A 15,913-nucleotide genomic window follows, 5' to 3' on the forward strand; every position below is an offset into this window, starting at 1 on the left:
TTATCTTCGGCGTTTGTTTTTGAATTATCTAAGCAGCGCTTGTTCATGCTGTTACTTGGACAAGCGCTGTATTTAGCCTAAGACTATAACGAGCTAAGTGTTACGCATCGAGGTTCGCTATCTAGCCCTGCTTCTCGGTTTATTTGTTTACGGCCTTTAGACTTACTGTAGTATAACAACTCGTCGGCACGTTTGTAGGCGGTATCAAAGCTTTCATTGGCGCATTGCCATAGGGCGATCCCTCCTGACAGTGAAATAGCTTGTTGATTAAAACCAAGCAGACGGGTTTGTAGCTTTTCACTTAGGCTAACTGCATCGGTAGTACTGGTATTAACATTGAGTAGTACCAAAAATTCTTCCCCACCCACACGAAGCAATAAGTCGTCTCGATTATGCTTGAAGTTGCGTTTTAAATAATTGGCGGTATGTACTAGCAAAGTATCACCAAACTCGTGGCCATAGGTATCGTTGAAGTTCTTAAAGTGGTCTAAGTCCACCAAGGCCATTAAAAACTGGGTATCGCTGTTGGCGTACTGCTTAATAAACGTATTTAAGGCCGCGCGGTTATGTAAACCGGTGAGACTATCACGGGTATAGTTCCCTTCGTAAAAGCAAATTAACTCAAACTGTTTTTCATCACGAATGCCAATCCGGATGTTGCCATAGGCTGCACTACGTTGCTCGCCTAATAAGCGGTAGACCGCTTCATATCCGGGTAGGTTGACTTTTACATAACGAACCTCATCGGAGGCCTTATCACATATTTTTCCACGTTCGTTATAACAGCGAAGTGTGGTTTGTTTGGTATTGGCAAAATCAGAGCTAAATAGCACGTGTAAGTGCTGGTGATTTTGTTTAAAACTGGCAAAGCCAGTATGCCTTAGGTGCTTCAGTGATTTACGATTCCAAACATGGCGTTGCAGTAAGGATATATTGGAGCGCCATAACAGCAACAACATGCCTAATATGGGCAGCCAATACCAGCGCAAGCGTTGCGGCGCGTAACTGAGGGCGGTTGTTTTTACGTCCTCAAGATAAGAGCTTATATACTGGCTCCCAGTAACTGAAGGCAGCTGCAAGTAATAAGGGTTAAGTTTATTTTGAAGGTAGTAATCAGGCAGCAAGCTATTTTTAACATAGAGCTTGCGAATGATGCCGTCTTTATGAAAATACAGATCGTTATCTTCCATTAAAAATTCTTGGTACGCCGCTTTATTCGCATAATCAAGCGGAAAGCTGCCGCTGGTCATGAGGTAGTCATGGCCGTCTACCGAGTCCATAAATTGATAAGCAATGTAAACTCCGTCTAAGACTCCTGAGCTGCGCAAAGTTTGCATGGCTAACAGGTTATGACACAAGGGTTCCGCCACCTGCTTGTATTGGATTTTTTCGGCAAAGTCGAGCACCCGCAAGCGAGTTCCATTTTCCACCAAAGAACAGGAACCTTGCATGTTTATATGCACTACCACGCCAGCCGAATCTCTAAATTGCAATGCTTCGAGGGTATCAATCACTCGCAGTTGGCTATTGAGTTGTTTAAGCTTGCTATTTATCTGATGCTTGGCCATAAAGTAGGCTCCCAGATGCAGGCTAAGCAAGATACTGATTAGCATAGCTATCATTAGGTAGTGCTTTTTAAACAGCAGATGTCTCATTGCAGTTCTCCCAAAAGTGCTTGCTTAGAGTTGAGTTGGATTGCTTGTGGGCGGTAAAACCAATAGCCTTGAAAATAGTGTTTAGACGGCAAGCCTTGGATATTTTTTAGGGTAGTTAAGTCGCTGGCGTGCTCGATGTTTTCTATCACCAAGATTTGGCCATCGTGTAATGGTTTGCGGTGCAAAAATGCTTGAAGTTGCAATCTTTGATGAGCACTGACGGGGCGAATGATTTTTATATAGTTAAATATATTCAGTGCAAAGCTTCGTTTATCGCCGCAGTGGTTGTAAATATCATAATCATCAATAGCCAGACCAATGCCTTCGGCTTTGAGTGCCAATAAACCTGCTTCACTGGCTAAACAAGGGCCGCAGTAGAGGCGTTCGGTGACTTCAATGTTTAGTTCACATTGATGTTGTTTTAGCTGCTGATGCAAGTGGATCAATTTGGCTAGCGCGCTAGAGTCACACAGAGTGTTAGGTTCAATATTGACGAATAACTTGCTGATGAGTGTTTGCTGGGCTCTTAACTCGGTATAGCATAGCAGTGCATCAATAAAGACTTGGCTAGAGAAGAACTCGGTTGGTTTAATCGCAGTAGAATACTGACCGTTGTAGAGTATTTCTTCAGCAACTGGTTGGTGCCATTGATTAACAATTTTTTGAGTTTTAAAGCCCATTGTTAGTTGCGGGAATGAAGCTATCTTCCAACTGTCTGCACGTTTACACGATAACACTGTTATGTCCTCTGGTTTAGTTTCGTACTCCTTTACGATTGATTTGCCGCGGCTACCTGCTGCTGGTGAACACTGAATTAATGCATCAAGGCACTTGTCTATGGTGTTGCCATAAACAAGGGTGAGCTCGACGCGAGGGCAATTTAGTCCTAACCGCTACTCCCTAACAGGGCATTGTGTTTTTTTTAGTCAAGCGCCTTGCCTAGTTGGGCAGCTTTAACTTCGAGATTTGACAAAAACAAATAGCTTTCATTGTGTTAAGTTATTCTTAGAAAGGTATAGGAGTTGGAGGATGAAGATGGATTTTGCGATGCTGATAAGAGGCTATCGCGAGCAAGCTGGCTTAAGTCAAGACGCTCTTGCTCAACAATTGTCCGAGTTAATGCCTCACAAGCCAAGTATCGATGTGGGCACGATTAGCCGCTGGGAGCGTCAAGCGAGTGTGCCCAGTTTGCGTAATCAGCTGTATATTTTACGTAAACTGGCTATTCCTGTTGTTACTAGTCGCTTTCAGCCTGAAGGTGCTAGCGAAGTGGCCAAACAATTATTGCGGAAGCGTTTTAACCGCTTTTGCGGCTTAGGTGATGTGCCTTATCGACAGGCTAAACCTCAATTTCAACTGCAAGAGTCTGCTTGCATTGATGATTTTCTGAATGATACCACGATGTTGCAAGCCAGCCATCTGATGCGCCCTAGTGGTATAGCCGTTGATGAATTACGGGGCCTGCTAAAACAACTGAACGATTTAAAAGTATATCTTTTACGCTTTTATCAAGGCTCTCAGCTGGTAAGCCACCTAGCCTACGCCGTAGCCAATACGGAGGAAATTCAAAGGCTGTTGGAAGCCTATCACCAGATTAAACTTGATGACTTTTTTGCCGCTGAACCCAAGGGGCGGAGCCTAGTCAACTTTAGTGCTTACCTAAGTGATTTGGCTCTTTACATGTTTTGTGCCCAGCGTTTAGTTAGTACCATCGAGGCTGACCATAGCATTGACTGGTGTTTATCATATTCGTCCATCAACGAGGACTGGCAGGTTTATAAGCAGTTGGGGGCTAAAGTACTATTACGCGGTAATCCCAAAGATAGTGGTGGTATTCGGATTGGTAAGGGGCGCTTTAGCGCCGTTCTTTGTGGTGTAGACAGTAATAGCATCTTAGCCTCGCCTATAACGGCGATTGCCGAACAGAGCATTGCTAGTTTGGCCGATATTGAAGTGATTTGATTGACTCGATGCTTGAGCAGACATCGAGAGTAGGGCTTATTGGACCAGTGGTAGCAATATTTTTATCTTTATTGTTTTCTTTTTGCCTGTTTTCTGTTGTTTTTGTTAATTGGCTATTACTCTTGTAACGGCTATCTGTACATATTACGTACGTTTATTTCTGAGAAATAAGTGCTCCTTAGCCATAATCTGTTAAACCCTTTTTAAGGGTTGGTGCTTTACGCGAGGATTTTGTCATGGAAAAACAGGTCAAGCGACTCTTCACTTACACTTCATTGATGTGCTCACTGTTTCCCCTGATGGCTGCCGCCAGAACGGAAAAACCCAATATTGTTGTGATATTTGGCGATGATATTGGTTGGGAAAACCTCAGTGCCTACGGCATGGGGGTAATGGGCTACACCACGCCGAATATCGATCGAATTGCTCAAGAAGGTATTAAATTTACCGATCATTATGCACAGCCCAGTTCAACAGCGGGTCGGGCAGCGTTTCTAACCGGCCAGTATCCGATCCGTTCAGGCATGACCACGGTGGCGATGCCTGGAGGTACACTTGGGTTTAAAGCGGAATCTCCTTCGCTTGCTGAGGTTCTCAAAGAGGTAGGTTATGCCACCGGACAATTTGGTAAAAACCATTTGGGGGATCATAACTTTGCGCTTCCCACGGTGCATGGTTTCGATGAGTTTTTTGGTAACTTGTATCACTTAAATACTCAAGAAGAACACGAACAGCGGGACTATATTAATTTCGCGAAGGCCTATTCTGGTTCGGTCGATGCCTATCAGGAGAAATTTGGTACTCGCGGAGTATTACATTGTTTTGCCACAGATAAGCCGGATAAGACGGTTGATCCGCGCTTTGGTGTTGTGGGTAAGCAGCGCTGTGAAGATACTGGTCCTTTAGGTAATGAACGGATGAAGGATTTCGACCGTGCTGAAATGCTACCCACAGCCTTAACTTTTATTGATAAGGCTGTGGAGCAAGATAAGCCTTTCTTTGCTTGGATTAATACCAGCCGAATGCACCTTTACACTCGTTTAAACGATAAATGGCGCTACGCTGCTGAGAACTACACAAGCGAGTATGATATGCATGGTAGTGGCATGTTGCAGCATGATTCTGATATTGGTTACTTGTTGGATGAACTTAAAAAACGCGGTTTAAAAGACAACACTATCGTTATTTACACTACTGATAATGGTCCGGAGCATTCATCTTGGCCGCATGGTGCTACTACACCATTTCGTGGTGAAAAAATGACCACCTATGAAGGTGGGGTCAGGGTACCGATGATGGTGCGTTGGCCAAATAAGATCCCAGCAGGGCGCACTTTAAATGGGATCCAAGGACATCAGGATCTATTTGTCACCTTAGCTGATGCAGCAGGTGTTAAAGATGTAAAAGCGCAGATGATGCAGCAGAAGAAGCAGTATATAGACGGTGTTGATAATCTAGATTACTGGGAAGGTAAATCAGATGAATCGGCCAGAAATAGCATCTTATATTACTTCGAAAGTCAGTTATCAGCGGTGCGGGTGGGGCCTTGGAAGTTTCATTTTGCGGTTGCCGAGCATTACTACGACAACCTAGTGCCACTGACCAAACCGAAAGTTTATAATCTACGTGCTGATCCTTTTGAAAGCTACGATAGTGTTGATGCTAATGGTCACTTAGTGCAAAAAATGTCATGGTTATTGGCTCCGGTGAGCGAAATGGTTCAACAGCATGTTCAATCATTAGTTGACTATCCACCTGTTCAGGGGGGACCAGCTTTGACATGGCGAAGACCATTGAAAAGGCAATGCAAAAAACTCAACAATAGCCTCAGCAAGAAAATCTCCTGTCGTCATTGGCAGGAGGTTTTTACTTTAAGGATTTAGGATGAAACGAGTCTACACTTCCGATACCACTAAATTGGCAGTCGTTCCCTTAAAAACCGCAAATAAAGATAACAGCGCAACCCCCGCCTATGTTCGTGACTTTCATGTGATGGCGAAGCCCGGCGGCTCTAAATGCAATATTGATTGTCAATATTGTTTTTATCTTCATAAAGAAGAGCTGTTAGCTCAGCCACACCAAGCAAAAATGGATGATGATACGCTCGAAGAGTATATTCGCTCCTACATCGAAAGCCACGATGGCAAAGAGATTGTATTTTCTTGGCAAGGGGGAGAGCCAACCCTACTGGGTTTGGACTACTTTCGAAAAATTGTAGCCTTGCAGCAGCGCTACCAGCCCGCTGGGGTTACCATTCAAAATGACTTGCAAACCAACGGCTTGTTACTGAATGATGAGTGGTGTGAGTTTCTTAAAAAACATGGATTTTTGGTGGGGCTATCGATTGATGGGCCTCGCAAATTGCATGATAAGTATCGCGTAACCCGAAGTGGTAAACCCACCTTTGAGCGGGTCATGAAAGCAGTGGAGCTGCTTCGCCGCTATGCCGTGCCCTTTAATGCTTTAACCGTTATCAATCGCCACAATGCTAAATATCCCTTAGAAGTCTATCGCTTTTTAGTTGATGAGCTCGGAGTCAATTATATTCAGTTTACTCCCTGCGTAGAGCCCAAATCGTATCAAAAGAATGCACCGCAGTTTTGGAATGTTAATGACATACCAATGTTGAATAGTGTTGAGAGTAGACCAGGTCACCCTCAGTCGGTGGTGATGGACTGGTCGGTGGATCCCGAAGACTGGGGGCAGTTTCTGATTACAGTGTTCGAAGAATGGGTCAATAATGATTTTGGGAAAGTGTTGGTGAACTTGTTTGAAACTGCGGTGGCTCAAACGATGGGTTATCCGGCACAAATATGTGTGATGGCTGAGTTCTGTGGTAAGGCCTTAGCCATAGAACACGACGGCAGTGTATTTTCCTGTGACCATTTTGTTTATCCAGAGTATAAGCTGGGAAATATTCGAGATATTCCGCTTAACCACATGGTGTTTTCTGTTCGGCAAGAGGCCTTTGGTATGTCAAAGCGCGACAGCCTACCGGACTACTGCCGACGCTGCCCCCACCTTAAGTTATGTTGGGGAGAATGCCCCAAAAACCGTTTACTTAAGACACCGGAAGGTGAGTTGGGACTAAATTACCTTTGTTCTGGGTTTCGCCAGTTTTTTGATTACGCTTCTCCAATTTTAGTGGGGATCAGTCGCATCTTACAGCCATAGACTGGAGCAGACTATGGCAACTTACTAGCGTACAGCGGTTCAGCTAATTGATTCGCTATCCATTTCGCTACTGCTAGATGCTTGCTCTTGTTCTGCAAGTAGTTGAGCGGCACGCTCTGCCTTGGATATGTAACGAGGTTTATTACTTTTATTGTTTTTGGCGTTAGCTTTTTTTGCTTTTTTCTTCAGCGTTTCGTTTATTTTCTTTTTGCGATTCACTGGCGCTTCCTAATCGGTGGGACAGGCTTTATTGTAGCAAACTGCGGTGACAACATCTTTGGTTTTTATAGAGCATATTGGGTGACAGCTTCGGCCTAGCTAGGTTTTATGCTCTGAGCTTACTCTGCTGTTAATGAGGTAAATTATGGCGACTAAATATATTCCTTTCGAGCTTTATTGCGATGGTCAACTCAGTCCCGGAGTGGCCGAACTCAGTTATATTGCTGAGGGGATTCTGAAGTGTAGAATTGCTCCCCACGCCGAGCAATTGCAGCCTCGCTCAGAGCGTAGTGAATGGGTAGTATTGCCGCATACCAGCATTCAACCAACAGTTCACTCGGATAAGCAATTTGACAGTCAAGAGCTGCGTGTGGAGATCGCCGAACAGGGCTTGAATTTGTTTAATCAAGCGGGTGAATTATTACTGCATATCGAGCGTCCAGAGTTTACTAGTCAAGATGCTCAAGATGGTTTTCGCCAAGGTTTTAGTAGCCCTGAGCCGCAGGCCTTTTATGGCTTAGGGCAATATCCCGACGGGGTGGTAAATTATCATGGCCAGCGCCAAGCGCTTTGCCAATCTAACAAGGGCATCGCTGCGCCCCTGTTGTTGTCCACCAAGGGTTACGGCATTTTATGGAATCAGCTGGCCTTTAGTGAGTTTGTTAGTCAAGAACAGCAGTTTAGTTTTAGCAGTGAGGCTGGAGAGTGCATAGAGTTTTACGTTATCTACGGTCCCGAGTTTGACCAAATCATTCAGCATTATCGCCAGCTTACTGGCGCTGCGCCGCTATTTGGCCGTTGGGCCTACGGTTATTGGCAAAGCAAAGAGCGTTATGTTGATGCTGCCGAGCTGCTAGCCACCGCTAAAACCTATCGGCAGAAGCAGATCCCCATCGACAACATCGTGCAAGATTGGAAGTACTGGGGCGATTTGGGCTGGAGTGCCATGCAGTTTGATACTGCTGTATTTGGCGACGCTGCCACTACCATTGCGCAACTTCATGATATGCATTTCAAACTTATGGTGTCGATTTGGCCGGTTGTTGGCAAGGGCAGTCCGGTGTTTAACGCCTTGTTAGAAAATGGCTATTTATTTGAAACCGAGCATTGGGCCGATGGCCATATTTACGATGCTTATAGCCAAGGCGCTCGCGATATTTATTGGCAACACGTAAAAGCTGGCTTAATGGATCTAGGAGTAGATGCGCTGTGGATGGACGGCACCGAGCCTGAGTTTATTTCCACGCAAAATCCGCAAGACGGGGTGCAGTTTTGTTACCAGCAACGCGATACCGAATTAGGGCCGTGGAAGCAGGTGCTTAACGGTTATTCCTTAATGACTACCGCTGGTGTGTATCAAGGACAGCGTCAACAAATAGCCCAAGGCGCTGAGGATAAGCGGGTCTTTACCCTAAGCCGCTCTAGCTTCTTAGGGCAACAGCGTTACGCTGCCGCCTGTTGGTCGGGCGATATTAGCGCCACTTGGCAGGTACTACATCAGCAAATTGCTGCTGGCTTAAACCTATCGGCCGCGGGCTTGCCCTATTGGACCACCGATATAGGCGGTTTCTTTACCAGTGGTTTCGGTGCGCACTTCCCCGAAGGGGTGGATGACGATGCCTACAAAGAGCTGTATGTGCGCTGGTTCCAGTTTGGCGCTTTCTGTCCCTTATTCCGCTCTCATGGGGCGAATACCCCGCGCGAAATTTATCAGTTTGGCGAGCCCGGTGATTGGGCTTTTGATGCCTTACTTAAGTTTGACCACTTACGTTATCGCTTATTGCCCTACATTTACTCGCTGGCCTGGCAAGTTACTCAGCATGGTGGCAGCATCATGCGCCTGCTGGCCTTTGAGTTTAGGCAGCAAACCCAGTTACATAACATTGGCGACCAATATTTGTTTGGCCCTAGCTTGATGGTCTGTCCGGTGACGCAGCCGATGTTCTATCAACAACATTTGCAGCAGCAGTTAATTGGCGCTGCCGATTTATCTACCGAGGACGGCTTAGCGGGGTAGTAGAGCAGCATTTTTCTGATGATGCCTTGCAACAATTAGTGTCGACTCAGCGAGTGGATAACATTGATGGCAACTGGGCTGGTGGGCCGCCAGCCGGTTTACCCTTAAACGCTTACAGTGTGTCGTGGCAGGCGCGTTTGCAAGCGCCGGTGAGTGGAGAATACCACTGGTTGTTACATGCTAATGACGGGGTTCGTCTTTATTTAAATGACCAAGTGCTTATCGATAGTTGGCAAAAGCAAGCCCAAACCAATCATAAGGTCAGTTGCCAGCTAGAGGCCGGCCAGCAATACAGTTTGCGAGTGGAATATGCTCACTGGCAAGGCTCTTCTAAATGCAGTTTAAGCTGGCAGCACCCAGCAATGAGCTTACAACAAACTAAGCTCTTCTCCCCTGAGCGCCAAGTGGTGTTGCCTGCAGGTTTTGCTTGGTATAACTATTGGGATAAATGCTGTTATCAAGGGGGCCAAACCATTGCCTTGGCTACGCCCATCGACAGCATGCCGATATTGGTCAAGGCGGGGGCGATTATTCCGCATGGCCCGCAGCTACAGTATCACGACCAAGTCCCTGCCGATCCGCTCACCATTGAGGTGTATGCCGGAGCCGATGGTGAGTTTTGTCTATATGAAGACGAAGGCGACAGCTATCGCTATGAGCAGGGGGCCTACAGTGAGATCCAGTTTGTTTGGAACGAGCAGCAGCGCTGCTTAAGTATTAGTGCTCGGCAAGGGCAGTTTAGCGGCATGTTAGCCCAGCGGCGTTTTGATGTAGTGCTGATAGAGGCTCTGCAGCAGCAACAGCAAACTGTTCATTATGTCGGCGATGCGCTTTGCTTGTATTGGAAGTGAGTTGGGGAGTTTGAGTTTTGTTGAGGTGGCGTTTGGCTAAGTTTACGGATTGATAGTATTCTCAACTAATACCCTGATTGAATTAAATTCAGTCATATAAATGCAGTATCAAGAGCCTAGGCTTAACTTTGCTCTTAGTCATCGAGAGAATAGGGATATGTTTGATCAAAAGAACTTTGAACGTGGCGCGGTGGAAGCGGCAATTAAAATTGGCGCGTTATTTTTATTAGCGGCCTGGTGTATTGATATTGTACGACCGTTTATCTCTCCCGTGGTGTGGGCGATGATTTTAGCGGTGGCACTGAATCCGCTGTATGTAAAACTTAAGCAAGTGGTTCGCCACGGTGGCTTGGCGGCGGTTATTATCGTGCTTGTTTTACTGACGATTATTTTATTGCCTGGGGTAAAAGTGGCGACCTCCGCGGTGGACAGCTTAACCGTGTTGGGGCATAAGATTCAGCAGGGTAGCTTTGATCTTCCTCCGCCTTCAGACTCGATTAAAGAGTGGCCTTTTGTCGGTGAAAAACTCCACCATCAATGGGCTTTGGCTGCCGCCGATTTAGAGCGTTATTTGAGTTCACTGGCTAGCCATGTCAGTGATGTGGCCGGCAAGGTGATTGCTATGGCTGCCGGATTAGTGGGCGGGCTATTGGTATTTTGCTTTTCGGTGATTATTGCCGGAGTATTTCTGGCCAATGGCGAAAAAGCCGTGAAGGGCGCTACTTTAATGGCCAGTGCGCTAGCCGGTAGCAACGGCCCTTACTTGACCCGTTTGGCTAGCAATACCATTCAAAGTGTTGCCAAGGGGGTGCTGGGGGTTGCGGTAATTCAAGCGGCTTTATTGTCGATTGGCTTTTTTGCGGTAGGAGTGCCGGGAGCCGCGTTATGGTCGGTATTGGTACTGGTATTGGCGATAGCCCAACTTCCCCCTTTGTTAGTGGTATTGCCCATCGTGATTTATATTTTCAATCATGAATCTCCAGTGGTGGCCACGCTGTTTACGGTGTGGAGTGTGCTGGCAGGCTTTAGTGAAAATCTACTCAAACCCTTGTTATTAGGGCGCGGTGTCGACGTACCCATGTTAGTGATTTTAGTTGGTTCCTTGGGGGAATGCTGTTATCAGGGTTTGTTGGCTTGTTCTTAGGGGCGGTGGTACTGGCGGTAAGTTACCGCATCCTGATGGCTTGGCTTGAGCTAAGCGTTGAAGCTGAACAACACACTCCCGACTAGTCGCTTGGTGTTGTTTCGTGGCTAAGAGATGGCGGCTAAGCCCGCCATCTTGTTTGAATCATCTTAAAAGCCAAGATTTGCTGGTTAAACGTTAGCTTGTTTGGCTATCAAGCCTTTATCTTTTTTCAAATTATTCCCTCAAGCTATAACTTCCCTTATTTTTATGAAAAATAGCAATAAAAAATTCTGTTTTGAGCCTTGAATCCATTTCTGTTGACCTTATTTTGATCTTACAGGCTGGCGTCTCACAGGAGAGTCAGCCTGGGATTAATAGCTTTATTTTATGTTGCTTCTTTTGGAGGATGTATTATGAACACTGTTGATTTATCACCACTTTATCGTAGCAGTATTGGTTTCGATCGTTTCGCATCGCTAATTAATCATGCCTTGGCTAGCGAGCATTCCAACGCGGCTTACCCCCCTTACAACATTGAGTCTAAAGCAGACAATCAATATGCCATTAGTTTGGCTGTGGCGGGGTTTAGCCAAGCAGAGCTCGATATTCAGGTTGAAAAAGGGGTGCTAACGATACGGGGCAATAAAACATCTAAAGATACGGCCAATTATCTCTATCAAGGCATTGCCAACCGCTCTTTTGAACGAAAATTCAATTTGGCGGACTATGTCGAGGTAAGAGAGGCTGAACTAAGCAACGGTTTGTTGACCATTCACCTTGTTAAAGAGCTGCCCGAAGCGATGAAACCGCAAACTATCGCGATTAATCAATCGACCAGTGCGATTGAGCACAAAGCTGAGCAGCTTGATAGCAATGATGACAAGGCCGCTTAGAATCTCGGTGGGGGGCTTAGCCCCTCTAAATGCTTTATTAACTGTATTTTTTTACTTCACTTCGCTAGCAAAGGAGGTTTTGTATGAAATGTTGTGGCTCAGTTAAGCAAGATAAACACTCTATCCAAAGTAGTGCAGCAAAGGGGCGTGCTGCTCAAAAGAAAGGAACTCATGTGAACTACAACGCTAAAGATAGTTTTGTCGCGCCTTTCCGAACCCGAGTTAGGACAGCATTTGGATATACCACTGTGGTTTAAACCGGCTAGAGGCACGCTGTGCCTCTAGCCTTTATGTTAGAGTTTAACCATAACAGGAAGATCAGTTTATGCGCCATAAGATCAGCTTTTTTAGCTTACTTCTTTGCCTACTATGGGTAAGTCCAAGCTTTGCTGCATTACCCAATGTTACCGCGGAAGGTAAGGCCTTCCCCTCATTATCGCCGATGATCAAACGGGTCCACCCGGCGGTGGTCAATATATCGACTTACTCCACCAAAGCTGCGCGACAGAATCCCTTATTAAACGACCCTTTCTTTAGACACTTTTTTAATGTGCCTGAACAACAACAGCAACCCCAGCAACCGCAGAAGCGCCAGCAAAGCGCTGGTTCAGGAGTGATTGTTGACGCCGATGAAGGCGTAGTGATGACTAATTACCATGTGATTAAAGGCGCCGATGAAGTACAAGTTTCGCTAGCCGATGGTCGCAGTTTCAAAGCTGAAGTACTTGGTTCCGATCCCGACTTAGATATCGCCATTTTGTCGATTCCTGCTGAAGACCTAGTTGAGGTGAAGATCGCCGACTCTAGCCAGCTAGAGGTAGGTGACTTCGTGGTGGCCATTGGTAATCCCTTTGGTTTGGGCCAAACCGTCACCACGGGTGTGGTGAGTGCCCTAGGGCGCACTGGCCTGGGTATTGAGGGGTATGAAAACTACATTCAAACCGATGCCTCAATTAACCCTGGCAACTCAGGGGGGCTTTAGTGAACTTAGCCGGTGATTTGGTGGGCATTAATACGGCCATTATCGCGCCTTCTGGCGGTAACGTGGGCATTGGTTTTGCCATTCCTAGTAATATGGCCAAGGTCAGCATGCAACAAATTATTAAGCATGGTGAGGTAAAACGTGGTCAAATTGGTGTTGGTATTCAAGATATTACCCCCGATCTTCGCCAAGCCTTTGAGTTAGAAAACGGTGTTGGTGGCGTGTTGGTGACCAATGTACTAGACGATTCTCCAGCCGATGATGCGGGCTTAAAAGCCGGCGATATCATTATTAGCGTGGATGGACAGAGCACTAAGTCTACCGGTCAATTACGTAGTCAAATTTCAGTAAAAGCGATTGGGGAAAGCATCGATTTAACGGTGATCCGTGATGGCAAGCAACGTGATTTTGAAGTTAAGGTGGGTGAACCCAGCGGAATTAGTCAAGTGGATAGCAATATTCACCAGCTTCTAGAAGGGGTGCAACTAGAAAACGCCGAACAAGCTGAAGGGGTGAGGGTGACCCAGCTTGCACCTAATTCAGCGGCCGCTTACAGTGGTTTACGCCGTAACGATTTAATTGTTGCGGTGAATAAACGACGCGTGAAAAACCTTGACGATATGCAGCAAGCCTTGCAATTGAGTGATTCGGCTGTGCTATTGCAAGTGCAGCGCCGCGGTGGTTCTTTATTCATCGTGATCCGCCAATAACTTGCTAGTTTATTATTTTTATAAAGGCGCCTAAGGGCGCCTTTTCTGTATGGATTTCTGTATTACACGCAAATCTTCGGTTTTATCTTCTGAATAACGCACGCGCTGGTCTGAGCTGTTCAACCGGGCATTTAGGGTAGGCTCTACTACACTTGAATAAGGATGTACGGTTTCGATGAGCCGATTTGATAATGAAAAAAAAGTTAGTTTTATCAATGGTTTTAATCTTTGCTTGCTTTTTTCTCGTGCCTGGAGCAGCTTGGCTAAATCAACACATTAGCGGTGGGTATGGTGTAAAGCTGAATCAGCCCTCTCTGGACTTTGACTGGCAAGATGTTGCTGGACAATGGCATCGCTTTAGCGATTGGCAGCAAGGGCCAAGTTATGTGTTTTTAGGCTTTCTCAATTGCTCGCAAATATGCCCAGTGCGTTTAGGGCAGATGTTTCGTTTCGAGCAGCACTTAAGTAAAGAGTGGCGGGGGGAAGCCTTGCCTGTGCGCTTTTTATTTATCACTGTTGACCCACAAAACGATAGTCCCGCGTTACGCAACAAGATTATCGATTCTCAATCTTCGGCTTTTTACAGCGCGCAATTGCCTCAACAGCAATTACGCCAATTACAACAACGTTTGGTGGAGCAAGTGAGCACTCAGCAGGGGACGATTAAGCACGCTGGAAACCTCTATTTGTTTTCTGCTGATGCCCGTTTGCAACGGGTTTATGGGCAATGGCAGTTATCGCTAGAGCAAATGCAAAACGACTTAAATCTACTGTTGTAGTTCAGGGGAATGTTTATGACTAAGTTGCAGCTTAATCCAGAGCTAGAGCAGCGTAATGACCAATATGTATTTTGGATTTTGTTGGCGCAAGCCCCCATTTTATTACTGAGTGGTTTTGTCGGGGCTAAACTCACCGCTTTTGCCGTGGTGAGCGCCGTGGCTGTGCTGCTGTTGGCTACCTTGAGCTACCGCCTACTCAAGGGCTGTGGATTGTTTTCGGTGGTGGCGGCGGTGTTAATGATGAGCGTATCGGCGCTGCTTATTCAAAGCCAGTTGGGCATGATTGAAATGCATTTCCATATCTTTGCAGCTATGGCCGTATTCTTGGTGTATCAGCGTTGGCAACCCTTGCTGGCAGCCTTACTTACCGTGGCCGTACATCATGTGCTCTTTACCTTTATTCAGTTATCTTCGGCTAGCCTTATGGGCCTGCCAATCGTTATTTTTGCTGGGGATTGTAATTGGATGATTACCCTGGTCCATGCGATTTTTGCGGCGGCTGAAACTGGTATTCTCATTTTACTGGCTGGGTTTATGCGTCGTGAGTCTGGCGCTAACCAGCGGATTGCCAGCGCTATTGAATACATATCTGAAAACAAAGATTTGTCACTGCGCTTAAGTGGCGGTAGCTCAAATGCCGAACGGGCATTTAATTCCATGCTTGAGCAGTTGGCGGAATTATTTGCTGATTATCACCAAATCGCTGAAAACATGTCGGCTACCACCGAGCAATTAAGCAAAATTAGTGAACAAACCAGACATGAGGTGGCCGATTACAATCAACAGGCCTTGGAAATTGCCGACATTACCGAGCACTTAGCATCGCAAATTAAGCAGGTAGCAGACAATAGTCAGTTATCGGCCGAGCAAGCCCAACAGGCCACCAAAGCCAGTCAACAAGATCGCCAACAAGCCTTAAACGTGATGGAAGATATGCGTATCTTGGAAAGCAGTACCAATCAAGTGAAGGGTTCTTTAAGCGAGTTAACCGATGATGTGACTGCTATTACCGGTCTTTTGGATGCGATTCGTAGCATTTCTGAGCAAACCAATTTGTTGGCACTTAACGCGGCGATTGAAGCAGCCCGGGCTGGAGAATCGGGACGGGGCTTTGCGGTGGTGGCGGATGAAGTGCGGGCCTTGGCCGGACGAGCCAATGACTCTACCGAAGAAATTGCCAAAGTATTGCAGCGGCTAAATAGTAGCATGGAAAAAACCGTTGAGGCGATGGACTTGGGGCAGCAACGCACTCAGCAAAATGTGCAGCACGCCAACGATATTGCACAGGGCTTACAACAACGTTCGGTGCAAATTAGTGAGGTGGCTCGCTTGAGTCACGATGTGGCCGAACAAACCGTTGAGCAATCGTCGGTACTACAGGGCGTTGGAGGAAATATTAGCTCTAGCACCGAACGGGTAGGGCATTTAGCCGAAAACGTTCGGGTCTTGGCCGAAGTGGCGCAGCAGATCCAAGCTTTGACTCAGGCTTATGAGCAAAAAGCCGCTAGTTACAAGGTGCAGTAAACCAGCGTTTAGGGCTGAGTA

The 15,913-nt window shown here is 46.3% G+C and carries 14 protein-coding genes; 11 read left to right on the forward strand and 3 right to left on the reverse strand.

The window, feature by feature from the left end; translation table 11 throughout:
• Nucleotides 1-83 precede the first annotated feature (83 nt).
• Together AR383_RS17465 and AR383_RS17470 are read right to left on the reverse strand one after the other, a co-directional pair.
• Complete coding sequence (locus AR383_RS17465; RefSeq protein WP_055734290.1) at nt 84-1,655, reverse strand: GGDEF domain-containing protein; 1,572 nt, start codon at nt 1,653-1,655, stop codon at nt 84-86.
• A complete protein-coding gene (locus AR383_RS17470; RefSeq protein ID WP_157051783.1) occupies nt 1,652-2,392 on the reverse strand; it encodes a YuxH family protein in 741 nt (246 codons plus the stop codon). Before AR383_RS17470 ends, AR383_RS17465 begins: the two co-directional genes overlap by 4 nt.
• A 292-nt stretch (nt 2,393-2,684) precedes the next feature.
• On the opposite strand from AR383_RS17470, the gene AR383_RS17475 reads away from it, so the two are divergent.
• From AR383_RS17475 to AR383_RS17485, 3 genes are all read left to right on the forward strand, one after another.
• Nucleotides 2,685-3,617: a helix-turn-helix domain-containing protein gene (locus tag AR383_RS17475; RefSeq protein WP_055734292.1), complete on the forward strand. Its 933-nt coding sequence runs from the start codon at nt 2,685-2,687 to the stop codon at nt 3,615-3,617.
• A gap of 236 nt (nt 3,618-3,853) precedes the next feature.
• A complete protein-coding gene (locus AR383_RS17480; protein ID WP_198150167.1) occupies nt 3,854-5,500 on the forward strand; it encodes an arylsulfatase in 1,647 nt (548 codons plus the stop codon).
• Between the two features lies 1 nt (nt 5,501).
• The gene (locus tag AR383_RS17485) at nt 5,502-6,791 is read left to right on the forward strand and encodes an anaerobic sulfatase maturase (protein WP_055734293.1); all 1,290 of its coding nucleotides are present in this window, start codon (nt 5,502-5,504) and stop codon (nt 6,789-6,791) included.
• A gap of 39 nt (nt 6,792-6,830) precedes the next feature.
• Here the strand turns inward: AR383_RS17485 and AR383_RS17490 are convergent, their stop codons facing one another.
• Nucleotides 6,831-7,010, reverse strand: coding sequence for a DUF2986 domain-containing protein (locus AR383_RS17490; protein ID WP_055734294.1), 180 nt, complete (start codon nt 7,008-7,010; stop codon nt 6,831-6,833).
• 145 nt (nt 7,011-7,155) lie between these two features.
• Here AR383_RS17490 and AR383_RS17495 point away from each other — a divergent pair, with 145 nt between their 5' ends.
• The 8 genes from AR383_RS17495 (at nt 7,156) to AR383_RS17525 (ending at nt 15,892) form a co-directional block, all read left to right on the forward strand.
• Complete coding sequence (locus AR383_RS17495; protein WP_055734295.1) at nt 7,156-9,027, forward strand: glycoside hydrolase family 31 protein; 1,872 nt, start codon at nt 7,156-7,158, stop codon at nt 9,025-9,027.
• 26 nt (nt 9,028-9,053) lie between these two features.
• Nucleotides 9,054-9,878, forward strand: coding sequence for a DUF5110 domain-containing protein (locus AR383_RS17500; protein ID WP_055734296.1), 825 nt, complete (start codon nt 9,054-9,056; stop codon nt 9,876-9,878).
• Between the two features lie 157 nt (nt 9,879-10,035).
• Nucleotides 10,036-11,022, forward strand: a complete 987-nt coding sequence (locus AR383_RS17505; RefSeq protein WP_055734297.1) for an AI-2E family transporter — start codon at nt 10,036-10,038, stop codon at nt 11,020-11,022.
• Between the two features lie 395 nt (nt 11,023-11,417).
• Nucleotides 11,418-11,897, forward strand: coding sequence for an Hsp20 family protein (locus tag AR383_RS17510; RefSeq protein ID WP_055734298.1), 480 nt, complete (start codon nt 11,418-11,420; stop codon nt 11,895-11,897).
• Nucleotides 11,898-12,222: 325 nt separating this feature from the next.
• Nucleotides 12,223-12,879 (forward strand): trypsin-like peptidase domain-containing protein, encoded by a 657-nt coding sequence (locus tag AR383_RS22230; protein ID WP_232304761.1) that lies wholly within the window; start codon nt 12,223-12,225, stop codon nt 12,877-12,879.
• Nucleotides 12,879-13,589: a PDZ domain-containing protein gene (locus AR383_RS22235; RefSeq protein WP_232304762.1), complete on the forward strand. Its 711-nt coding sequence runs from the start codon at nt 12,879-12,881 to the stop codon at nt 13,587-13,589. Before AR383_RS22230 ends, AR383_RS22235 begins: the two co-directional genes overlap by 1 nt.
• A gap of 191 nt (nt 13,590-13,780) precedes the next feature.
• Nucleotides 13,781-14,368 carry an SCO family protein gene (locus tag AR383_RS17520; RefSeq protein WP_055734299.1) on the forward strand — a complete coding sequence of 196 codons (588 nt, stop codon included), beginning with the start codon at nt 13,781-13,783 and terminating at the stop codon, nt 14,366-14,368.
• Nucleotides 14,369-14,383: 15 nt separating this feature from the next.
• Entirely contained in the window at nt 14,384-15,892 is a 1,509-nt protein-coding gene (locus tag AR383_RS17525; protein WP_083481671.1) for a methyl-accepting chemotaxis protein, read from the forward strand.
• The last annotated feature ends 21 nt before the right edge of the window (nt 15,893-15,913 follow it).

It is taken from the genome of Agarivorans gilvus, assembly GCF_001420915.1.
GTDB lineage: Bacteria > Pseudomonadota > Gammaproteobacteria > Enterobacterales > Celerinatantimonadaceae > Agarivorans > Agarivorans gilvus.